Source organism: Paenibacillus sp. EPM92 (assembly GCF_016586185.1).
Lineage (GTDB): Bacteria > Bacillota > Bacilli > Paenibacillales > NBRC-103111 > Paenibacillus_G > Paenibacillus_G validus.
In genome coordinates this window covers 11179-30926 of record NZ_BCPS01000056.1, presented here as the reverse complement: position 1 = coordinate 30926, position 19748 = coordinate 11179, and the positions used below count along the sequence as shown (strand labels likewise).

The following is a 19748-nucleotide window of genomic DNA, read 5'->3' as shown; positions in this document are numbered from 1 at the left end:
CCGTGAAGGTGCGCGAGCCTACTCGTACACCTTCACGCCGTCTACTTGGACGAGCTTGCGGAATTCCCGCAGCAGGCTCGTCGTGATCGGTCCGGCTTTGCCTTCGCCGATCGTGCGCGCGTCGACTTCGCGCACCGCGATGACTTCCGCCGCCGTACCGGTGAAGAACACTTCATCGGCGACGTACACATCGTGCAGCGTGAAGGGCTCTTCCTTCAGCTTATAGCCGAGCTTGCCGCACAGCTCGATAATGGCTGCGCGGGTAATACCTTCCAGCGCCCCGCAGTAGCAGGGCGGGGTAAACACAACGCCGCGTTTGACGATAAAGATATTGTCGGACGAGCCCTCGGCTACGTAGCCTTGCGAATTCAGCATGATCGCTTCACCCACGCCGGCAAGGTTCGCTTGAATTTTCACCAAAATATTGTTCAGGTAATTCAGTGATTTGATCTTCGGATTGAGCGCGTCGGGCACGTTGCGGCGCGTCGAGACGGACACCGTCCTCAGCCCGTTGACGTAAGCTTCTTCCGGGTAAATCGCCAGCTGTTCCACGATGATAATGACATTCGCCTTCGGGGAACGGCGCGGGTCGAGGCCGAGATCCCCGGGTCCGCGGGAGACGACCAGCCGAATGTACCCGTCGCGCAGCTCGTTGCGGCGAATCGTTTCGACAAGCACGTCCTGCATCTCGCCAAAGGTCAGCGGGATTTCAAGCATGATCGACTTGGCCGAATCGTACAGCCGGTCCAGATGTTCCTTGCATTTGAAGATGTTGCCGTTATAAACCCGAATGCCTTCGAAAATACCGTCTCCGTACAAAAAACCGTGGTCGTACACCGAAATTTTAGCGTCCTCTTTGCTCACAAAGCCGCCGTTCAAGTAAATGACTTGGGCCACGTTCTTTACACCTCCGCTTGTTCTGGGTCATAGGAATACGTCGGGTAACAACCTAAGATGCGCACCTGGCAGCCGATCGCCTCAATTTCCTGCAGCGCGGCCGGCAGCAGCACGGAATCCATGGAAGCCTCGATGTCGATATAAAAGTAATAATTACCGAGCCGTTTTTTCGTCGGACGGGATTCGATCTTGGACAAGTTGATGCGCCGCCAGGCGAAAGCCGACAGCACCTGATGCAGTCCCCCCGGATAATCTTCGGGCATCGTTATAAGAATCGTCGTCTTCTGCTGCGGCGACGCCTTCAGCTGCGGCTTCTCCTGTCCGATCAGCACGAACCGCGTATAGTTGTTCTGGTGATCCTGCACGCCTGCCGCCACCGTCGACAACCCATACAATACGCCGGCACCTATCGGAGCAAGCGCCGCGACCGACGAATCGCCCAGCTCCCGCACAAGGCGGGCCGCTTCACCGTTGCTGCCGACCTGCTCCAGCTCGACATGCGGCAGGAATTTGCGCAGAAACCGTTGACACTGCGCCAGTGTGACGCTGTGCGAGTATACTTTACGGATCTCCCCGCACGCCGCCTCCAGCTCGGTCCCCTGCCCTTCGCCGCTCGGCAAACGGAGCAAATTGATCGAAATCGGGTACACCCACTCCGCTTGTATCGGCAAATCCACCTCATGGACCAGCATATCCACATGCAGCGTCACCGAGCCTTCGAACGTGTTCTCGATGGGAATAACGCTGTAATCTGTTGTTCCGTTCACGGTCGATTGGAACACATCCGCGATCAGTTTGCAGTTAACATATTCAAATTCATCCGTTCCGAGCACATAATGAGCCGATTCCTCGGTGAATGTCCCCGGACCGAGAAGTGCGATTCGCTTCATCCCAAGGTCTCCCCTTTAACGAATTCAAGCAAGGAACACCCTTGCTCCTCAGGCGCCAATACTTGGGCAGCGACGCCCTCCCGATCGGGCTTCAGCCACAATAAAGTCGCTTCGATCCCTTCGGCCCGAAGCTTGCCCCGCATGAATGATTCCAGCTCGTTCTTCCTATCCGAATCCCGATCCACCAGCGTCAATATCGTCGGCCCCGCGCCGCTCAACGCGACACCTAGCGCGCCGTGGTCGGTCGCTTCCGCGAGAATGCCGGCAAGGCCAGGCACAAGCGGAGCCCGGTACGGCTGGTGCAGCGCATCCTTCATCGCCACACGGATCATATCGAGCCGGCCCGTGCAGAAAGCGGCGACCAGCACCGACGAGTGACCCACGTTGAACACGGCGTTCTCGAGGCTTTGCTCACGCGGCAGCACGCCGCGCGCTTTCTCCGTAGACAGCTGAAAATGCGGAATCGCCACAAGCACGTCCAGCCTCTCGTGCGGCTCTACGCGAATATATTCTGCCCGCTTGCCGTCCCAGAATGCCACGACGATGCCCCCGAACAAGGAAGCACCGACGTTGTCGGGATGCTTCTCCAATTCGGTGGCGATTTGAAACAGCTCATCCTTCGTGAACTTGTCCCCAATCAGCGCGTTTGCCGCCGTCAGTGCTCCGACGATGGCCGAGGCGCTGCTGCCGAGTCCCCGGGTCAGCGGAATGTCGCTGTACATCGCGATATCGAGTTCCGGAATTTCGACTCCCGCCCGCTTGAACACGAGCTGAGCCACTTCATAGATCAGGTTGCTTTTATCCGTAGGCACGCCGTTCATCTGATCCCCGTGCAGCGTAATCCGGGTTTCGTCCGACACGCTCATGTCAATCCATGCATACAAATCCAGCGCCATGCCGAGCGTATCGAAGCCGGGTCCGAGGTTCGCCGTGCTGGCCGGCACCTTCACACGCACTCTGCGTTTATTGATATCCGTCATGTCTGTCCGCGCCCCTAACCTTCAAGCTTTCGAATGGCTTCCATAACCGCTGCTTCGGAATCCTTCACCACAACCGGCTCGGCGGCCACGCTCTTAATGGCGATGTTCGGATCTTTCAGCCCATGGCCGGTCAGCACGCAGACGACGCGTTGACCTTTCTCGAAATACCCTTCGCGCTTCAGTTTCATCACGCCTGCGATCGAAGCCGCGGATGCCGGTTCGGCAAAAATCCCTTCGCGTGCAGCGATCGTTTTGTAGGCGTGCAAAATTTCGTCATCCGTGACAAAGTTGATTTGACCTCCGGAATCTTTAGCCGCCGCTTCGGCGCCCTTCCAAGTGGCCGGGTTCCCGATACGGATCGCGGTTGCGATCGTTTCCGGATTCGGAATCGGCTCTCCGCGCACGATAGCCGCGGCGCCTTCCGCTTCGAAACCGATCATTTTCGGCAGCGATCGGGACTTGCCCTTCTCGTAGTATTCCTTGAAGCCTTTCCAGTAAGCCGTGATGTTGCCTGCGTTACCGACCGGAATCGCAAGATAGTCCGGCGCTCCGCCGAGCTGGTCGCACACTTCGAAGGCGGCCGTTTTTTGCCCTTCGATGCGGTATGGGTTGACGGAGTTAACAAGCGTGATCGGATGCTTGGCCGTAATTTCGCGCACGATTTCGAGCGCCCGGTCAAAGTTGCCTTCGATCGCGATGACTTTCGCGCCGTAGATGATCGCCTGCGCCAGCTTGCCGAGCGCAATGTTGTTGTTCGGGATGAGCACGATGCAGTTCAAGCCGCCGCGAGCCGCGTAAGCCGCAGCTGCCGCCGAGGTGTTGCCCGTCGACGCGCACATGATCGTACGGCTGCCTTCTTCCATCGCTTTGGCTACGGCCATAACCATACCGCGGTCTTTGAAAGAGCCGGTCGGGTTCAGCCCTTCGTATTTAAAGTACAGATCCAGGTCGAGCTCGTTTGACAAGTTCTCCGCGCGTACAAGCGGCGTATTGCCTTCCTGCAAAGTAAGCAGCGGCGTGCTCTCATTCACCGGCAAATAGGGTCTGTACGTTTCCAGAAGTCCCTTCCATCTCATGTCTTGCTTAGCCCTCCACTCGGTAGACGCTCTTGATCGCTTGAACGACGTTCATGGACTCGATTTGCTTCAACACGTTATTCATCGCAGCTTTATTGGCGTCATGGGTAATGATGATAATTTCGGCAAGCGGGTTGGTCGCGTTCGGGTGCTGAAGCACCGACTCCAGGCTCACTTCGTGCTGGGCGAATACTTGCGTAATTTGCGCCAGTACGCCGGCTTTGTCTTCCACATGCAGTAAAATAAAGTTCTTCGACGCGATTTGCTCGTCCGTCTTCAGCTTCTTCTCCTTATAAGGCACGAACCCGCGGCGGCCGTTGATGCCAAGGTTCAGGTTGCGCACGACGGCCACCAGATCGGCCACGACAGAGGTCGCGGTCGGCATTTCGCCGGCGCCCGGTCCGTAGAACATCGTTTCGCCCACCGCTTCGCCATAAACGTACACGGCGTTAAACACGCCGTTGACCGATGCGAGCGGATGCGAATGCTTGACCATCGTCGGCTGCACGCTGATGCTAATGTGCTCGTCTTGACGCTCCGCGATGCCGAGCAGCTTCACTTCATATCCGAGACGTTTGCCGTACGCGATGTCTTCTTTGGATACTTTGGAGATGCCCTTTACGGACACGTCCGACAGCTCTACGTTCGCACGGAAGCCGAGCGTGGCGAGAATCGTCATTTTGCGCGCCGCGTCGAAGCCTTCCACGTCCGAGGTCGGATCGGACTCCGCATAGCCGAGCTGCTGCGCTTCCTTCAGCACATCGTCGTACGCAGCGCCCTCCTGGCTCATCTTCGTCAAAATATAGTTGGTTGTACCGTTGACGATCCCCATAATTTTCGTAATGCGATCCGAGGAAAAACCTTCGACCAGCGTCCGGAGGATCGGAATACCGCCGGCGACGCTCGCCTCGTAGAGCACGTCGCAGCCTTTCTCTGCCGCTTTCGCCAAAATCTCCGGCCCGTGCAGCGCCATCAAATCCTTGTTGGCGGTGACCACATGTTTACCGCGATCCAGCGCTGCGAGAATCAATTGTTTGGACAGCTCGATACCGCCCATCACTTCCACAACGACGTCGATTTCCGGGTTCTCGATCACGTCCCACGGATTTTCCGTGATTTTATCCGCAGCCACATGAATGCCGCGGCTTTTGCTGCTGTCCTTGACCAATACTTTCACGATTTCGATCGGGGAGCCCGATTGGCTGAGCAGATCGGGCTGGTGTCCTTCCACAATACGAACGACCCCGGTACCGACTGTACCTAGACCGAGTAATCCTACTTTGACGGGTTTCATATGTGTCCTCCTTATGCGTTGTTGTACGATAAGTCCCGGTTCGTAATAAAGACCTCCAGCCTGGATTGAACATGAATGCTTTGAACGATAGCCCTAGGCGATGTTCGAATTCATTTTCAAAGGCGTTGCACGCCCCGGTTCTTTTTTACTGCCCTTATCATCATCCAAAACGCTGCTATTATTAGTATTAGCCTTGCCCGGCGAGGGTGGCGCGGGTGACGCCGTCCTGGCTGCGCAGCGTGTCGAGCAAATGGCTCACGTTCTCGCCCATCATCGACGTCTCTACCGAGATGACGACATTGGCGATGCCCTGCAGCGGAATCGTTTGGTGGATCGTCAGCACATTGCCTTCCAGCCCGGCGATCAGCGCGAGCACGCGGGACAAGATGCCGGATCGGTGCTCCAAATCCATGGAGATCGTGACGATCCTGTCGCGCTCCAGCTTGGTGAGCGGGAAGATGCCGTCTTTGTACTTATAAAAAGCGCTGCGGCTTAATTCCACCTGCTCCACCGCTTCGTGGACCGTCTTCACTTCGCCGCGGGCCAGCAGCTCCTTCGCTTGCAGCGTCTTGAAGAGCGCTTCCGGCAAGATGTCCTCGCGGACCAAGAAAAATCGCTGCCCCTGCGGCGGTTTTCCCTCGGTATGTTTGTCAGGCACGATAACAGTCCTCTCTACACAGACGATTGTTTTCATCTAGTGGACATTATATCGCAACACGCTCTCCCCGGCAATAGGCTTTCCACTTGAAAATATGATAAAGTGATGATATACACCTGCGAAAAGGAGCGATTCCGGTTGATCCGAGCGAGGATGATAGCGACTGCTATATTATTCCATCAGAACGACATGCTGATGATGAAGCGTTCTCCGTACCGTACGTTATCCCCCGGTATGTGGGCGGCCGTCGGCGGTCATTTGGAGCCTCATGAAATTAATGATCCCGAATCGGCCGTGCTTCGCGAGATCCATGAGGAAACGGGGCTGCTTCCCGAAGATTTGCGCGACCTGCGCCTGCAGTACATCCTTATCCGGTTAAATCAACAGGAAGTGCGCCAGCAGTTCATTTATACGGGAAGGACCGGGAAGCGCACGGTCAATCAAACCGACGAAGGCGAGCTGTTCTGGATTCCCCGCGAACAGGTGCTGAATCGTGAAATCCCTTTTATTTTCCACCGCTTGCTTGAACATTATTTCGAGCACGGACCGAGCCCCCACGTCTGGGTCGGAACGGCAGGTTACGAACCGGACGGCTCGCCCGCGGTTCACTGGACGGAGCTGGTGGATCCGCAGCAAAGGTAACGATTTAAACGGAAGAAAGGGGCGAGACATCATGGCCATTGCCGAAATTACGGTTATCCCCGTCGGGACGGCGTCGACCAGCCTGAGCGCCTATGTCGCCGACATTCACCGGTACTTGACGGATGAACAAGCCAAGGGCGCCATATCGTTTGAGCTGACCGCGATGAGCACGATCGTCGAAGGGGAATTCGACGAGCTGCTGCGCGTCATTCGCGGCATGCACGAGCTGCCCTTCGCCTCCGGCGCGCAGCGGGTGTGTACTTCGGTCAAGTTCGACGACCGCCGCGACAAGCAAGGCTCCGTCGCGCAGAAGCTGCGCTCGGTAGCGGATAAACTGGACTAGAGCCCCGCATGGGAGTGGGAGGAAAACGGAACGTGATCGATGAGAACCCGAAAGATGAAAGATACGTTTACGATATTGACGTGCAGGGTATCACCTACAACAGGGATCAGAAGACGCTGCTTTCGGACGTCACATGGCGCGTTCGCAAAGGGGAGCACTGGGCGCTGCTCGGCTTGAACGGCTCGGGCAAAACGACGCTGCTCAACATGATCACCGGTTACATCTGGCCGACCCGCGGAAGCGTCGCCGTGCTTGGCGAAACGTACGGGACGGTTGATCTGCGCGAGCTGCGCAAGTCGATCGGCTGGGTCAGCTCGTCTTTACAGGAAAAGCTGCACGCCAGCGATCGGACGCAATACGTCGTGCTCAGCGGCAAATTCGCTACAATCGGCTTATACGATAAGCCAGATGACGACGACTTCGAACAGGCTGCAGAGCTGATGCGCCAGCTTGGCTGCGCCCACCTGTGGGATCGGCCGTATCAGACGTGCTCGCAGGGCGAGAAGCAGAAGGTGCTGATCGCCCGCGCGCTGATGGCTTCGCCGAAGCTGCTCATTTTGGACGAGCCGTGCAACGGGCTCGATCTGTTCGCGCGCGAAACGCTGCTTGGCGGCATTGAAGCGTTGGGGGCGCAGGCGGATGCGCCTACCTTTGTGTACGTTACGCACCATACGGAGGAAATTTTGCCGATGTTCGGCCATACGCTGCTGCTGCGCCGGGGCAAAGTGTTCGATGCGGGCGCAACGAGGGCGCTGCTTACCGAAGAACGTCTCTCCCGCTTCTTCGAACTTCCCGTAGACGTGCATTGGCGGCAAGGACGCGCTTGGCTGTCGCCGCGGGAAAGCTAGCGAGCGCTAGGCCGCCTGCCGCAGCCGGACGAGGCCGCTTACGCCGGCCGTTTGCCGGGCGGCCGCAGACGAGCCCGTTACGCCGCTTCGTGCCGGACTCCAGACGCTGCGGCGGCTGACGGCAGCCTGCGCGCTTCCCTTTGCTCCGCTGAATGAAATCCATAAAAAAATAGCGGAACTGCGATGCGCTATTCGTCCCGAGATCTGGTTGTTCTACCAGAAATCGGGACAATACGGCATCCTAGTTCCGCTATTTATTTGGAATTGCGCCGCCCGGCAGTGATGCAGCAAGCGGCGTCCCCTCCTACTCCTGCTCGACAAATTCAAATTCGAAGCCGCCGATCCGTACCGTCGTACCATCCTTCGCACCACGCTCGCGCAGCGCTTTGTCAATGCCCTTCTTGCGCAGGATGCGCGCGAATCGCATAACGGCCTCCTGCGTGCTGAAGTTGGTTCGTTTGATCAACTTCTCGATGCTCGGACTTTCGACCACGAACGCCTCGTTGTCCCGGCGAATAACGAAGGAGTCGTCATCGCCCTCTTCCAGGCGGTACACTTTGCGCTCCGACAAATCGACTAGCTCCTCCACCATCGGCATCTCCGGAATCGTCTCGAGCAAATCCATGACTTTGTAGAGCATCTCCTGCACGCCCGACTTGGACACGGCCGAAATCGGGAAGATCGGTATATCGAGCCCGCGGGCAGCCAGCTGTTCCTTGAACGACTCGAGGTATACTTCGGCGTCCGGGATGTCCATCTTGTTCGCGGCTATAAGCTGCGGGCGCTCTTCCAGCTTGGCGTTGTACAGCTTCAACTCTTCGTTGATTTTCAACCAATCTTCGAAAGGATCGCGTCCTTCCGTACCGGCCATATCCACGACATGCAGAATGATCCGCGTTCGCTCGACGTGCCGCAGAAATTCGTGCCCGAGTCCGACGCCCTCATGCGCGCCCTCGATCAAACCGGGCAAATCCGCCATCACGAAGCTGCGTCCGTCGCCGACGTCTACAACCCCCAAATTCGGCGTCAGCGTCGTAAAATGGTACGCGCCAATCTTCGGCTTCGCCCCGGACACAACGGACAGCAGCGTCGATTTCCCTACGCTCGGGAAGCCCACTAAACCGACGTCGGCCATGACCTTCAGCTCCAGCACGACCCAGCGCTCCTGGCCTTCTTCGCCATTCTCGGCGATTTCCGGCGCCGTATTGTTCGCCGTAGCAAACCGCGTATTCCCGCGGCCCCCGCGGCCGCCCTTCGCAATGACGACCTCTTGGCCGTGACGCGTCAAATCGGCGATGATCTCCTGCGTGTCGTCGTCGATAACGACCGTGCCGGGCGGTACGCGCACGATCATATGCTCCGCATTCGCGCCATGCTGGCTTTTGTTGCGCCCCTTCTCGCCCCGCTCTGCCTTGAAATGCTTCTGATAGCGAAAGTCGACTAGCGTCCGCAACCCTTCGTCCACACGGAATATGACGTTGCCGCCATTCCCTCCGTCGCCTCCGGCCGGCCCGCCTTCGGGTACGTATTTCTCCCGGCGGAACGCAACCAGACCGTCGCCTCCGTCGCCGCCTTTAACATAAATCTTAGCCTTATCTACAAACATAACCCGTTCACCCTCTTTATGTATCCATCCTGCAAATTAATAGGTCCAGGCTGCCGCCCAAACGACCGAACGTTCATCGTACCGGCTCCGGATGCTCCACCCGCCCGTTTTCCAACGGGAGTTTAGGCTCGCTTCTAGCCGCTGCAGCCGCTCCGGAAGATAGCCGCCTTCATAGCTGATATCCAGGCATAGCGTCCGATCCTGCTTGGACCATGTCAATTCCAGCGTGTTGACCTCCGAATTCGTCGAAGAGACCGCTTCCTGCTTGAAGCCTTCCATCAGCGCCTTCACGCCCTCGGCCACCTCATGCGCGTGCGGCAGCTCCTGCAGGCGAATTTCTTCGCTCATCCGCATGTGCAGCTGCAGCTCCTTCACTTCCGTCTGGAACGAGAGCAGGTACACAATTAAAGACGGAATGCCAAGCTTCGAAATCAAGCTTTCCTGCTGCACCTTGTCTTTTATTTTTCCATCATCGCCTGCAATTTATCATACTTTTTTAATTGCACGTAACCCATTAAGATTTGGATGTCGTTCATCCAATCGTGCCGGTAGTGATTGAATAAACGAAGCACAAGCAAGTCCTGCTCCGACGCAAGCGCAGCGGACTCCAGGGCAAGGCGCGGTGCCGGCTTGTCCGTATTATGCTGTTCGTTATCGCCATCATTTACCCTTGGGGCCATGCTCCGATCTCTCCGTTCCGCTCATGGATATCCTTAACAGTATAGCATGCCGTATAGCAAAGTTCACGATTTTCTGCAAAAAAAACAAACCCTGGCGAAGCTCAGTTCGCCAGGGTTTGGACGTTTGCCGTTTGTTACACTTCTACCGCAGCGGCTACCGGAGCTGCCGTTGCTGGGTAGACGCTCACTTTTTTACGATCGCGACCGAGACGTTCGAATTTCACGACGCCTTCCACTTTCGCGAACAGCGTGTCGTCGGAACCGATCCCCACGTTATTGCCCGGGTGAATTTTCGTTCCGCGTTGACGAACGAGGATGCTGCCGGCCGTTACGGTTTGACCGTCGGCACGTTTCACGCCAAGACGTTTCGCGATACTGTCACGACCGTTCTTGGTGGAACCTACACCCTTCTTCGATGCGAACAATTGAAGATTCAATTGTAACATGTCTGTCTACCTCCTTACTTGGATGATGTCTGGTCTTGCATTGCTATATATGCGCTATACGACTGTTCAATAGATTTCAGCATGATGACCATGCCTTCAAGTAACAACTGCATCTTGCTTTCCGTCTGGGCATCGGCCGCTGGCGGAATGTCCGCCGACAGAAATCCGTGCTTCATCCGGGTTTTCAACTGCACACCGGTTAACGCTTCAATCGCGTTGACCGTGCCGACCGTGACTGCCGATACGCCGGCACAAACGATATCTTTGCCCGGTTCGTCGTACTGCGCATGACCGTCCGCATGAAAACGCTCGATCCGACCGCTCGCTCCCCGTTTAATCGTGACGCGAATCATATCGTTCTTACGCTTGGATCTTTTCGATCACAACTTTTGTGTACGGTTGACGATGACCTTGCTTACGGCGATAGTTTTTCTTCGCTTTGTATTTATAAACGATGATTTTCTCGCCTTTGCCGTGTTTCTCGACTTTACCGGAAACGGTAGCGCCGGAAATGAGCGGAGCTCCTACGACCAAGCCGCTTTCCTTGGAAACGGCCAGCACGCGATCGAACGTTACGGCATCGCCTGCGCCTGCTTCCAGTTTCTCGATGTAAAGAACATCGCCTTCGGAAACTTTGTATTGTTTACCGCCTGTTTCAATAATAGCGTACATTTGTTGCACCTCCTCATGTCTCAGACTCGCCTAAGCCAAGGTGGCTTGACCCGAAAGACAAGCGCTTGAACGGAACCCGCTTCGTGCGGTTACAGCATGCTATAGCAACACACCATGATATTCTATCATAAACACCTGGAGCAATGCAACGGTTATTTCTCGCGGTTCGCGAAGCCGGTGCCGCCGCAGGCCCGGCAAGGCTCGGGCGACGTAATCTCCTTGCTGTCGCGCACCTTCTTACGGGTCATTTCCACCAAGCCGAGCTTCGTCCAGCCGACGACAACGGTTTTCGTCCGGTCCTTCTTCACTTCCTTGATCAGCTCGTCCAACACTTGCTGCCGCAGAGCTTCCGTTTCCATATCGATAAAATCAATGATAATAAGTCCGCCAATATCCCGAAGACGCAGCAGCCGGGCAATTTCCCGGGCCGACTCCATATTCGTGTCGTAAACGGTCTGCTCCAAATCAATCGATCCGGTATACTTGCCGGTGTTCACATCGAAAACCGTCAGCGCTTCCGTCCGGTCCACGATCAAATATCCGCCGTTATCAAGCCATACCTTCCTGCGCAGCCCTTGATCGAGAAGCTTGCCGACGCCGAAGTCATCCATCACGTCCGCGCCGGTATGAACCTTCACCCGTTCAGCCAGCCAATGCGAACCGGGAATCGATACGATCCCCCGTACCTCGGCCATGACGTCCGGTGAGCTCACCAGCACTTCCTGCACGTCCTCGCGAAACAAGTCGCGGATCAGGCGCGGCAGCATCTCCAGATCGCTGTGTATTTTGCGCGGCACGGAACCCTCCTGGTTCAAGGCCTGCTCCAGCCGCTGCCACCGGTTTCGCAGCTCCTGCAAATCAGCGGCAAGCGCCTCTTCCGTCTCGCCGAGCGCTGCCGTCCGGACGATAAACCCTTCGCCCGGCTGCAGCTGGCGCTCGGCCATCTTCTTCAGCCTATCCCGCTCCGAAGCGCTGTCGATCTTGCGGGATACGCCGACATAGTCGGCATAAGGCATATACACCCCGAAACGCCCGGGAACCGAATAATGGGTGGTCACCCGCGCGCCTTTGGTGCCGACCGGCTCTTTCGCCACTTGCACCATCACTTGTTGGCCGACGCTGACCAAATCGTGTATCGGGGGCTTCTCCTTCGGCTGCTTGTCCAAATTCGCGGGAAGCAAATCATCAATATACAAAAATCCGTTCCGTTCCAACCCGATATCGACAAACGCCGACTGCATGCCCTGCAGCACGCGCACGACGCGGCCGATGTAGATGTTGCCCGCAAGCTGGCCTTGATCCCTCCGGCCTTTATAATACTCGGTTAATTTGCCGTGCTCTAAAATCGCCAATTCGGTATGCTCGTCATCGCATTTCACCAATATTCGTTTCATGTGCAGCAACACCTCGGCTCTATTGTACCATAATCTTTGGCGAATCGCGCGCTCGCCGCGCTCATGCGAACAGCTCGGCAACCGTCCTTCCCCGCTTCGTTTGGTCAAAATAGCAATCGAGCATCGCCTGCTCGGGAATAATATGGCGAATGCGCGCCGCCCGGTCATCGAGGACATAGACGACATGATAGCGGTCCCGCATAAACAGCTGTACGACGTCCACCGCTTTGCGGTGACCGTGCACGACAATAGGCCCGGCGAGGGTGCCGTAGAAGACCCGCTCCTCAAACCGCCGCTCGCGGTGCAGCAGGAAACGCATGAAGCGATACGGAACCCCGCGCCATTCGTACCAATTGGAATAAAACAAGAAGCCGCCGATCAACAGCCCATTCAGTTGAATGCCCCCTCGGTCCGTCAACAGGTGAAAGACCGACACGGCGATAAACAGCGCGCTCATAATTAAACTGACCATGGAGGCCGCTTGCATCGTTTTTTGGTAAGGAAGCCATAAACCGATCACCGCTTGCATCACTTTGCCCCCGTCGAGCGGAAGCACCGGCATCAAGTTGAACAAAGCGATCAGCAGGTTCGCTTCTATGAAATATTGCCCCCAGACGGGCGGAATGATTCCAAGCAGCATCAGCATATAACCGACCAGCATCATCCAGACGTTCTGCAGCGGCCCGGCCAGAGCTACAGCCGCCTCTTGATAAGCGGGCGTGCCCGCCGCTTCCTCGACGACCGCCACGCCTCCGAAAGGAAGCAGCTGCACTTCGCGGATATCCCAGCCGAAGCTTTTGGCCGCCGCCACATGCCCCATTTCGTGAATCAGGACGATCCCGAACAGCGTGAGCATCTCGACGACATACCCGGTGACGACGGATAATAGAAGCAGCAGCGTGAATAGCGGATGAAAGCGAAATGTAATGCCGAACCATAAGTTCCAAGAGATGCCCCGGCGTTTATTCAAATGTAATCACATCCGAAGGGTCTAGAGGCTTGCCCGCCTTGGAAACGGCGAAGAACAACGTCCCGGACGCCTGTCCCGCTTTCGGTTTGGCCAGCGTGCCCACCGTCTCTCCTCCTTTTAGCCAATCCCCCGCCTGAATGTTGCCTGCGGCCAAATGCCCGTATACCGTCTCCATCCCGCCGGTGTGCCGCAGCACGACCGTAAAGCCGGTATCGTCCTTCTCCCCGGCGAACGTAACCATTCCCGTATCGATCGCGGAAACCGGCGTCCCCGCCTGCGCTCCCAGCAGCACGCCGCCCTGCTCGGGCGTAAATTCGGCGATCAGCCTGCCCTGTACCGGCGCAAAATAATGCTTCGGAAGCGCGGCCACCTTCTCCGCATCCTGATGCTTGGCCGGATTAATCGCCGGCAGAAACGAAGGCGGCCCGCCGAAATACCGCTCGTACCAGACGGCGAGCGCAGCGGTATCGAGCGGCTCCGACAAAGCGGCGGATACGATGTCCTTCCCCCTTTCGGCCCAAGGATGGTCCAGCTTATATAAGCCCCAGACGGCGGCAAAAAGCAGCCCGCTCAGCAGTATTCGGACGGCAAACCGGTTGAAGCGCGGACGATCGGCCACCCCGCCGCCTGCCGGATAGCGTTTATCGTAAGCCGCCCATTCCCGTTGATACTTGCGGTTCCATTCCTCTTCAGGATCGGAACGTACGGGCGGAATGCCATCATTGCGCCGGTTGAAGCGACCCTGGTCCTCGCCAGGCTCGTCCGGATACGCGTAACGCGGATCGGCGTTCAGCGGAAAATGCATATGGGTCAAGTCCGGCTCCCCGAAACCGCGCCGCCAATCATGCTCCTGGAGCTTGCGGATTTTTTCGTTCCTTCGTTCACGCACATTTTTTCTCGTATTCAAGCCCCTGCCCCTCCCTCGCCCTATAGCTAGCTTGTTTACTTCATCCTATGAGCCTGCAGGGGCAAATATACGGGCCGCCGCGCGAAAAACTCCCATCCGTTCTGCGCCAGCAGCGGATGGGAGTTGCAGGGAAAACCTAACCATGTACGCGTTCGACTTGAACCGCGCAAATTTTAAATTCCGGCATGCGGCTTGTCGGATCGAGCGCGTCAACCGTCAACCGGTTAACCGACATTTCCCCGCCCCAATGGAAAGGAACGAAGACGGTGCGAGGCTGAATCCCCTCCGTTACCTTAACCTGAAAGACAAGCGAGTCGCGGCGGCTCGTCAGCCGGATTTTGTCTCCGACGCCTAGCCCGATCTTACCGGCCAGCCACGGGTGAATTTCCGCAACCGGCTCCGGCGACTTCCGGTTCAAGCCTTCGGTACGACGGGTTTGCGCCCCGCTCAAATAATGATTCGGGATCCGGCCGGTCGTCAATACGTAGGGATAATCCGTATCGATCGGCTCCGCAGGCATTTTCGGCGTAATGCCGAACAGCCGGGCTTTGCCGTTCGGATGATGGAAGCGCTCCTCGAACAGGAGCGGCGTGCCGGCATGCTCCGGAGACGGACAAGGCCAGAACAAGCCTTTCTCCCGCTTGAGCCGATCGTAGCTTATGCCGCTGTAATCCGCTTTGCCCCCGGCGGAGGCAAGAGCCAGCTCGTTGAAGACATCTTCGATGGTTTCGTATTGAAAATATTGACCGCGGCCCAGCTCTTCCGCCAGCTCGCAAATGAAGCGGTAATCCAGCTTCGCCTGACCCGGCGGCTCGAGCGCCTGCCCGCGGTGAAATACCCGGCCTTCGAGATTCGTCAGCGTCCCCTCACCTTCGAGGAACGATGACCCGGGCAGCAGCCAGTGCGCGTACTTCGCCGTCTCCGTCTCGAACATATCGACGACGACGAGCAGCTCGAGCTTCTGCAGCGCCCGCTCCACCATCCGGCTGTTCGGACTGGAAACGATCGGATTCGAGCCGAGCACAAGAAGCGCTTTGATTTCGCCCTCGTCCACCTTCTTCAGCAGCTCGTAGGCGGAAACGCCTTTCCCGGGAAGCTCCCCCGGATCGATGCCCCATACTTTCGCGACATGCTCGCGCGCCGCCGGATCTTCGATCAGCCGATAACCGGGAAGCTGATCCGCCTTTAACCCGTGCTCGCGTCCCCCTTGGCCGTTCGCCTGTCCGGTAACGGCGCCGTAACCGCAGCCTCGGCGCCCGATTTTACCGGTCAGCAGCGCAAGATTGATATAGTTGAGCGTATTCTCCACGCCGTTCACTTGCTGCTCCAAACCGCGGGCGGTCAGCACCATGCCCGTCTCCGCCTTCGCGAAGCCGCGCGCGATCGTCCGAACGACGCCCTCGAGCACTCCGGTCAGCTCTTCCACTCGTGCGGGCGTGAACGGCATTACCGCTTCAACAAGCTGATCGAAGCCGGTCGTCCGCTCGTCGACGAATGATTTCGCAACCAGCTGTTCCGTAATGATCACGTGCAGCAATCCGTTCATAAACACGGAGTCGAAGCCCGGCTGCAGCCTGACGTGAATGTCGGCCATCTTCGACGTCATCGTGTTGCGCGGATCGATGGTGACGATCTTGGCGCCGTTCTTCTTCGCTTCGAGCAAATACGGCATCATGGTCGGCTGGCATTCGGCGATGTTCGTGCCGGCCAGAATGATATACTTCGCATTCGGAATCTCCGACAGCGGCATCGTCATGCCGCGATCGAGCCCAAACGCTTGATTGCTCGCCGCCGCCGCCGAAGACATGCAGTACCGACCGTTGTAATCGACATACCTGGAGCGCAGCGCAACACGGGTGAACTTGCCGAGCAAGTAGCACACCTCGTTGGTCAGCGAACCGCCGCCGTAAACGGCTACCGCATCGTTGCCGTATTGCGCCTGCAGCGCCTGGATTCGCGACGCGATATCCTTCAGCGCGATATCCCAGGGCGCCGAGCTCCACGCGGCTCCGGCCGAACGTGCCGAAGGAAACGCCGCAGCGGGAGCTTCCTTCCCTGCAGCCGTCTCGCGCAGGCCTTCTTCCGCGGGGCGGAACGGCAGCTTCAGCCAGTCCGTCCGGAACAAAGGAGCGGTAATCCGCTCCGGATGCAGCACATGATCCAGCGCGTTCAGCCCTTTTTGGCAAAGAAGGCCTGTCGCTACCGGAAAGTCAGGGCTCGGTTTCACGGTCAAGCCCGGGCTTCCCCCGCTCGGCTGCAGGGTGAGCCCGCACTGCATGCTGCAGAAGCAGCAGTGCGAGGCGGTTTGTTTGTTTGTTAATGACATTAAGGTTGCAATCACGGCACCTCACACTCCCGCTAGAAATGACGTCAGCTGGCTAATTCTTCCGCTTTCGAGAAGCCGATGAACACGAGGCCGTCCTGGATTTTCGTCGGATAGGTGCGTACGCAGCCCGTATCGGGCTTTTGCACAACCCCGGTCGGCAGATGAATTTTGCGGTCGTGCATCGGACAAAAGACGTGCTCGTCGCAGACGATGCCTTCCGCGAGTACCCCCTGTTTATGCGGGCAGCGGTTTTGAATGGCGTGAAGCTTGCCGCCGCTCAATTTGAACAGCGCCACCTCTTCCCCTTGATAACGAATCGTCTTTCCCGTGTTCACGGCCAAATCCTCGTAGGAAACGGCCTTGACCCATACCGTTTGTTCTTCTTGTACGCTCATCGCAAACGCTCCTTCCGGCACCTGTTTGTCTGTCGGATTCCTCTTACGAATTAGTTCAGCTCGACCACTTCATACAAATCTTTTTGAAGCTTTTCGCTGTGAATCGCTTCTTTCCACGGATCCTTCGTGACGGACAAAGCGATGTCCATTCTGGCGCAGAGCGCTTTACGCTGCTCTTCGTCCTCGACGACTTTACGGATATGGTCGATGCCTAAACGGTTGACCCACTCGCTTGTGCGCTCGCCGTATTTGCCCGTTTCCCGGTAATATTGCATGTAAGCTTCCGTATATTCGATAATTTCGCTTTCCGTCTTCACCGTCGTCAGCAGATCGCCCACGCGCACCTTCACGCCGCCGTTACCGCCCGCATACAGCTCCCAGCCGCCATCCACGGATACGATGCCCAGATCTTTAATGCCGGACTCCGCACAGTTACGCGGGCAGCCGGATACGGCCATCTTGAATTTCGCCGGCGTATTCAACCGCTCGAACCGTTTCTCCAGCGCGATGCCGACGCCCATCGAATCGCCCGTTCCGAATCGGCAATAGTCTTCGCCGACGCAAGTTTTGACGGTCCGGAGCGCTTTGCCGTAGGCGTAACCGGACGGCATGTCGAGCTCTTCCCACATCGCGGTCAAGTCTTCCTTCTTCACGCCGAGCAAGTCGATCCGCTGACCGCCGGTCAGCTTCACCGTCGGCACGTTATATTTCTCCGCGACTTCGGCAATCCGTTTCAGGTCGGCCGGATTCGTTACGCCGCCGTAAATCCGGGGGACGACCGAGTACGTGCCGTCCTTCTGAATGTTCGCGTGCATCCTCTCGTTCACGAAACGCGACGCCTTGTCGTCTTCATAGGTTTGCGGATGAATCATGCCGAGGTAGTAGTTCAGCGCCGGACGGCATTTGGAGCAGCCTTCCTCGTTCTTCCAGCCGAGCACATGCATCACTTCGCGCACGTGGCTGAGCCCTTTGTCGCGGATCGCCTCCACGATTTCTTCACGCGTGTGCCCGGTACAGCCGCACATCGTTTCCTTCGCATGCGATTTATCGTAAGCATCGCCGAGCGTGTAAGCCAGCAAATCGCTGACGAGCGGTTTACAGCCGCCGCAAGAACGCGAAGCCGTCGTACAGTTTTTCACTTCCTCGACGCTGGTTAATCCTTGATCGCGGATCGAAGAACAGATCGTTCCTTTCGTAACCCCATTACATCCGCAAACGATCGTACCGTCGCTCATGTCCGCCACGCCGCCGCCCGCGCCGCCTGTCCCCGCCGTATCCTTCAGAATGGCTGTCTTCTCCATGCCGCTAATATCCGTGCCTTCGCGAATCATTTGCATCAAGCGGGTGCCGTCGGACGTGTCGCCGAACAGGACGGCCCCGATAATTTTGTTGTCTTTAATGACGACCTTCTTGTAGACGCCCGAGAAATCGTCCTGTACGCAAATGGCTTTGGTTCCTTCGGCATCGTTGAAGCTTCCGCCGGAGAACACATCCACGCCGGACACTTTAAGCTTGGTGTACACGACAGAGCCTTCGTACGGCCCGGTTTCCACCCCGGCGAGATGCTTCGCGAGTACGGCGCCCTGCTCGTATAACGGAGCGACAAGGCCGTAAGCAATGCCCCGGTGCATCGCGCATTCGCCGACTGCATAAACGTTCGGCGCGCTCGTTTGCAAGTAGTCGTTGACGACGATGCCCGGGCTGCATTCGAGGCCGGCCTCTTTAGCCAGCTGCACGTTCGGCCTGATGCCGACGGCCATGACGATCAGATCGGCTTCGGCGATCGTGCCGTCTTTGAATTTCAGTCCGGTGACGCGCTGATCCCCGACAATCTGTTCCGATTGCTTGCCGAGCAGAAAGTTCATCCCTTGCGATTCAAGCGCTGCCTGCAGCATCTTCGACGCGGTCCGGTCCAGCTGACGATCCATGATCGTATCGACGATGTGCACGACGTCCACCTTCATCCCCAGGTTAAGGAAGCCCCGCGCCGCCTCAAGCCCGAGCAAACCGCCGCCGATGACGACTGCCTTCTTATAGGTCTTCGCTGTGGCGATCATCTTCTCGCAATCGTGAATCGTACGGTAAGCCATAACTCCTTCTTTATCGGCTCCCGGCAGCGGAAGCATGAACGGATTGGAACCCGTTGCCAAAATTAATTTATCGTAAGCAACCGTCAGCCCTTGATCGCTCGTGACGGTTTGCGCCGCCGTATCGATAGCCGTCACGGTTTGCCCCGTATATAACGTAATTCCGTTGTTTTCATACCATTCAAAAGGATGGATGACGATATCGTCAACACTCGAATCGCCCGCCAGCACGTATGACAGAAGAATCCGATTGTAGTTCGGATGCGGTTCGCTCCCGAAAATGGTAACGTCGTACTTTCCTGGAGCCAGCTTAAGCAAATGCTCGACAGCGTTCACCCCGGCCATTCCGTTTCCAACCAATACGAGCTTCTCTTTTTGTGCCATGCAGAATCATCCCTTCCCATTATGTGTTCTCAATATCGCCGTATATCTATCCACATCCCGCCGGAAAAAAGGTCACCGGGAGCCGTGCGCTTCCTCACTCCCGAATGACGAAAGTTGGGATATCGAGCTAGCCTAGTTCGACCCGCGAACTACCAAAGACGAGTGGTCGTAAACGTCTTTGCGTATGCAGCCCACAGGCCCAGAGCTGCATATGCCAAAACGTTTGCGCGGATCCGGCTGCCGCTGGCCGATC

General features: G+C 57.2%; 21 protein-coding genes and 1 other annotated feature. Of the genes, 3 read left to right on the top strand and 18 right to left on the bottom strand.

Features of this window, described 5'->3' with window-relative positions; genetic code table 11:
• Window positions 1–18: 18 nt before the first annotated feature.
• The 6 genes from ilvE to JMF85_RS11035 form a co-directional block, all read right to left on the bottom strand.
• Entirely contained in the window at window positions 19–897 is an 879-nt protein-coding gene (gene ilvE / locus JMF85_RS11060; protein WP_141334287.1) for a branched-chain-amino-acid transaminase, read from the bottom strand.
• A gap of 5 nt (window positions 898–902) precedes the next feature.
• A complete protein-coding gene (gene pheA, locus JMF85_RS11055; RefSeq protein WP_201318188.1) occupies window positions 903–1787 on the bottom strand; it encodes a prephenate dehydratase in 885 nt (294 codons plus the stop codon).
• On the bottom strand, window positions 1784–2767 hold the full coding sequence (thrB, locus tag JMF85_RS11050; protein WP_054798564.1) for a homoserine kinase: 984 nt from the start codon (window positions 2765–2767) through the stop codon (window positions 1784–1786). Before thrB ends, pheA begins: the two co-directional genes overlap by 4 nt.
• A gap of 14 nt (window positions 2768–2781) precedes the next feature.
• Window positions 2782–3843 (bottom strand): threonine synthase, encoded by a 1062-nt coding sequence (thrC, locus tag JMF85_RS11045; RefSeq protein ID WP_127607838.1) that lies wholly within the window; start codon window positions 3841–3843, stop codon window positions 2782–2784.
• 7 nt (window positions 3844–3850) lie between these two features.
• Window positions 3851–5137: a homoserine dehydrogenase gene (locus tag JMF85_RS11040; protein WP_127607836.1), complete on the bottom strand. Its 1287-nt coding sequence runs from the start codon at window positions 5135–5137 to the stop codon at window positions 3851–3853.
• 187 nt (window positions 5138–5324) lie between these two features.
• Window positions 5325–5795 carry an ACT domain-containing protein gene (locus tag JMF85_RS11035; protein WP_054798566.1) on the bottom strand — a complete coding sequence of 157 codons (471 nt, stop codon included), beginning with the start codon at window positions 5793–5795 and terminating at the stop codon, window positions 5325–5327.
• Window positions 5796–5933: 138 nt separating this feature from the next.
• On the opposite strand from JMF85_RS11035, the gene JMF85_RS11030 reads away from it, so the two are divergent.
• From JMF85_RS11030 to JMF85_RS11020, 3 genes are read left to right on the top strand one after another with little or no spacing between them, the layout of a single operon-like run.
• On the top strand, window positions 5934–6437 hold the full coding sequence (locus JMF85_RS11030) for an NUDIX domain-containing protein (RefSeq protein ID WP_054798567.1): 504 nt from the start codon (window positions 5934–5936) through the stop codon (window positions 6435–6437).
• 31 nt (window positions 6438–6468) lie between these two features.
• On the top strand, window positions 6469–6780 hold the full coding sequence (locus JMF85_RS11025; RefSeq protein WP_127607832.1) for an MTH1187 family thiamine-binding protein: 312 nt from the start codon (window positions 6469–6471) through the stop codon (window positions 6778–6780).
• A 32-nt stretch (window positions 6781–6812) separates the two neighbouring features.
• Window positions 6813–7628 carry an ABC transporter ATP-binding protein gene (locus tag JMF85_RS11020; protein ID WP_236595819.1) on the top strand — a complete coding sequence of 272 codons (816 nt, stop codon included), beginning with the start codon at window positions 6813–6815 and terminating at the stop codon, window positions 7626–7628.
• 304 nt (window positions 7629–7932) lie between these two features.
• Here JMF85_RS11020 and obgE read toward each other — a convergent pair whose 3' ends face one another.
• From obgE to nirB, 12 genes are all read right to left on the bottom strand, one after another.
• The gene (gene obgE / locus JMF85_RS11015) at window positions 7933–9234 is read right to left on the bottom strand and encodes a GTPase ObgE (RefSeq protein ID WP_127607828.1); all 1302 of its coding nucleotides are present in this window, start codon (window positions 9232–9234) and stop codon (window positions 7933–7935) included.
• Between the two features lie 36 nt (window positions 9235–9270).
• The gene (locus tag JMF85_RS11010; RefSeq protein ID WP_201318187.1) at window positions 9271–9669 is read right to left on the bottom strand and encodes a hypothetical protein; all 399 of its coding nucleotides are present in this window, start codon (window positions 9667–9669) and stop codon (window positions 9271–9273) included.
• A gap of 23 nt (window positions 9670–9692) precedes the next feature.
• Window positions 9693–9914 carry a Spo0B domain-containing protein gene (locus tag JMF85_RS11005; RefSeq protein WP_201318186.1) on the bottom strand — a complete coding sequence of 74 codons (222 nt, stop codon included), beginning with the start codon at window positions 9912–9914 and terminating at the stop codon, window positions 9693–9695.
• A 134-nt stretch (window positions 9915–10048) separates the two neighbouring features.
• Window positions 10049–10360 carry a 50S ribosomal protein L27 gene (gene rpmA / locus JMF85_RS11000; protein WP_127607824.1) on the bottom strand — a complete coding sequence of 104 codons (312 nt, stop codon included), beginning with the start codon at window positions 10358–10360 and terminating at the stop codon, window positions 10049–10051.
• A 14-nt stretch (window positions 10361–10374) separates the two neighbouring features.
• Window positions 10375–10713, bottom strand: a complete 339-nt coding sequence (locus JMF85_RS10995; RefSeq protein ID WP_054798076.1) for a ribosomal-processing cysteine protease Prp — start codon at window positions 10711–10713, stop codon at window positions 10375–10377.
• Window positions 10714–10720: 7 nt separating this feature from the next.
• Window positions 10721–11032 (bottom strand): 50S ribosomal protein L21, encoded by a 312-nt coding sequence (gene rplU, locus JMF85_RS10990; RefSeq protein ID WP_054798075.1) that lies wholly within the window; start codon window positions 11030–11032, stop codon window positions 10721–10723.
• Between the two features lie 12 nt (window positions 11033–11044).
• Window positions 11045–11133, bottom strand: a sequence feature (ribosomal protein L21 leader region).
• A 51-nt stretch (window positions 11134–11184) separates the two neighbouring features.
• The gene (locus tag JMF85_RS10985) at window positions 11185–12426 is read right to left on the bottom strand and encodes an Rne/Rng family ribonuclease (RefSeq protein WP_155613761.1); all 1242 of its coding nucleotides are present in this window, start codon (window positions 12424–12426) and stop codon (window positions 11185–11187) included.
• Window positions 12427–12487: 61 nt separating this feature from the next.
• Entirely contained in the window at window positions 12488–13396 is a 909-nt protein-coding gene (locus JMF85_RS10980) for a M50 family metallopeptidase (protein WP_201318185.1), read from the bottom strand.
• Window positions 13389–14303, bottom strand: a complete 915-nt coding sequence (locus tag JMF85_RS10975; protein ID WP_155613760.1) for a M23 family metallopeptidase — start codon at window positions 14301–14303, stop codon at window positions 13389–13391. The genes JMF85_RS10980 and JMF85_RS10975 overlap by 8 nt, the downstream gene beginning before the upstream one ends.
• A 136-nt stretch (window positions 14304–14439) precedes the next feature.
• Entirely contained in the window at window positions 14440–16644 is a 2205-nt protein-coding gene (locus JMF85_RS10970; RefSeq protein ID WP_236595818.1) for a molybdopterin oxidoreductase family protein, read from the bottom strand.
• A 29-nt stretch (window positions 16645–16673) separates the two neighbouring features.
• Window positions 16674–17024: a nitrite reductase small subunit NirD gene (gene nirD / locus JMF85_RS10965; RefSeq protein ID WP_054798074.1), complete on the bottom strand. Its 351-nt coding sequence runs from the start codon at window positions 17022–17024 to the stop codon at window positions 16674–16676.
• A gap of 50 nt (window positions 17025–17074) precedes the next feature.
• Window positions 17075–19495, bottom strand: coding sequence for a nitrite reductase large subunit NirB (nirB, locus tag JMF85_RS10960; protein ID WP_201318184.1), 2421 nt, complete (start codon window positions 19493–19495; stop codon window positions 17075–17077).
• Window positions 19496–19748: the final 253 nt, after the last annotated feature.

Coding starts and splice junctions, on each gene's coding strand:
- JMF85_RS10995 (WP_054798076.1), bottom strand. CDS start 10,713: ATGATTCGCGTCACGATTAAACGGGGAGCGAGCGGTCGGATCGAGCGT.
- JMF85_RS11005 (WP_201318186.1), bottom strand. CDS start 9,914: ATGGCCCCAAGGGTAAATGATGGCGATAACGAACAGCATAATACGGAC.
- nirD (WP_054798074.1), bottom strand. CDS start 17,024: ATGAGCGTACAAGAAGAACAAACGGTATGGGTCAAGGCCGTTTCCTAC.
- pheA (WP_201318188.1), bottom strand. CDS start 1,787: ATGAAGCGAATCGCACTTCTCGGTCCGGGGACATTCACCGAGGAATCG.
- rpmA (WP_127607824.1), bottom strand. CDS start 10,360: ATGTTACAATTGAATCTTCAATTGTTCGCATCGAAGAAGGGTGTAGGT.
- rplU (WP_054798075.1), bottom strand. CDS start 11,032: ATGTACGCTATTATTGAAACAGGCGGTAAACAATACAAAGTTTCCGAA.
- JMF85_RS11040 (WP_127607836.1), bottom strand. CDS start 5,137: ATGAAACCCGTCAAAGTAGGATTACTCGGTCTAGGTACAGTCGGTACC.
- obgE (WP_127607828.1), bottom strand. CDS start 9,234: ATGTTTGTAGATAAGGCTAAGATTTATGTTAAAGGCGGCGACGGAGGC.
- thrC (WP_127607838.1), bottom strand. CDS start 3,843: ATGAGATGGAAGGGACTTCTGGAAACGTACAGACCCTATTTGCCGGTG.
- JMF85_RS11025 (WP_127607832.1), top strand. CDS start 6,469: ATGGCCATTGCCGAAATTACGGTTATCCCCGTCGGGACGGCGTCGACC.
- nirB (WP_201318184.1), bottom strand. CDS start 19,495: ATGGCACAAAAAGAGAAGCTCGTATTGGTTGGAAACGGAATGGCCGGG.
- JMF85_RS10985 (WP_155613761.1), bottom strand. CDS start 12,426: ATGAAACGAATATTGGTGAAATGCGATGACGAGCATACCGAATTGGCG.
- thrB (WP_054798564.1), bottom strand. CDS start 2,767: ATGACGGATATCAATAAACGCAGAGTGCGTGTGAAGGTGCCGGCCAGC.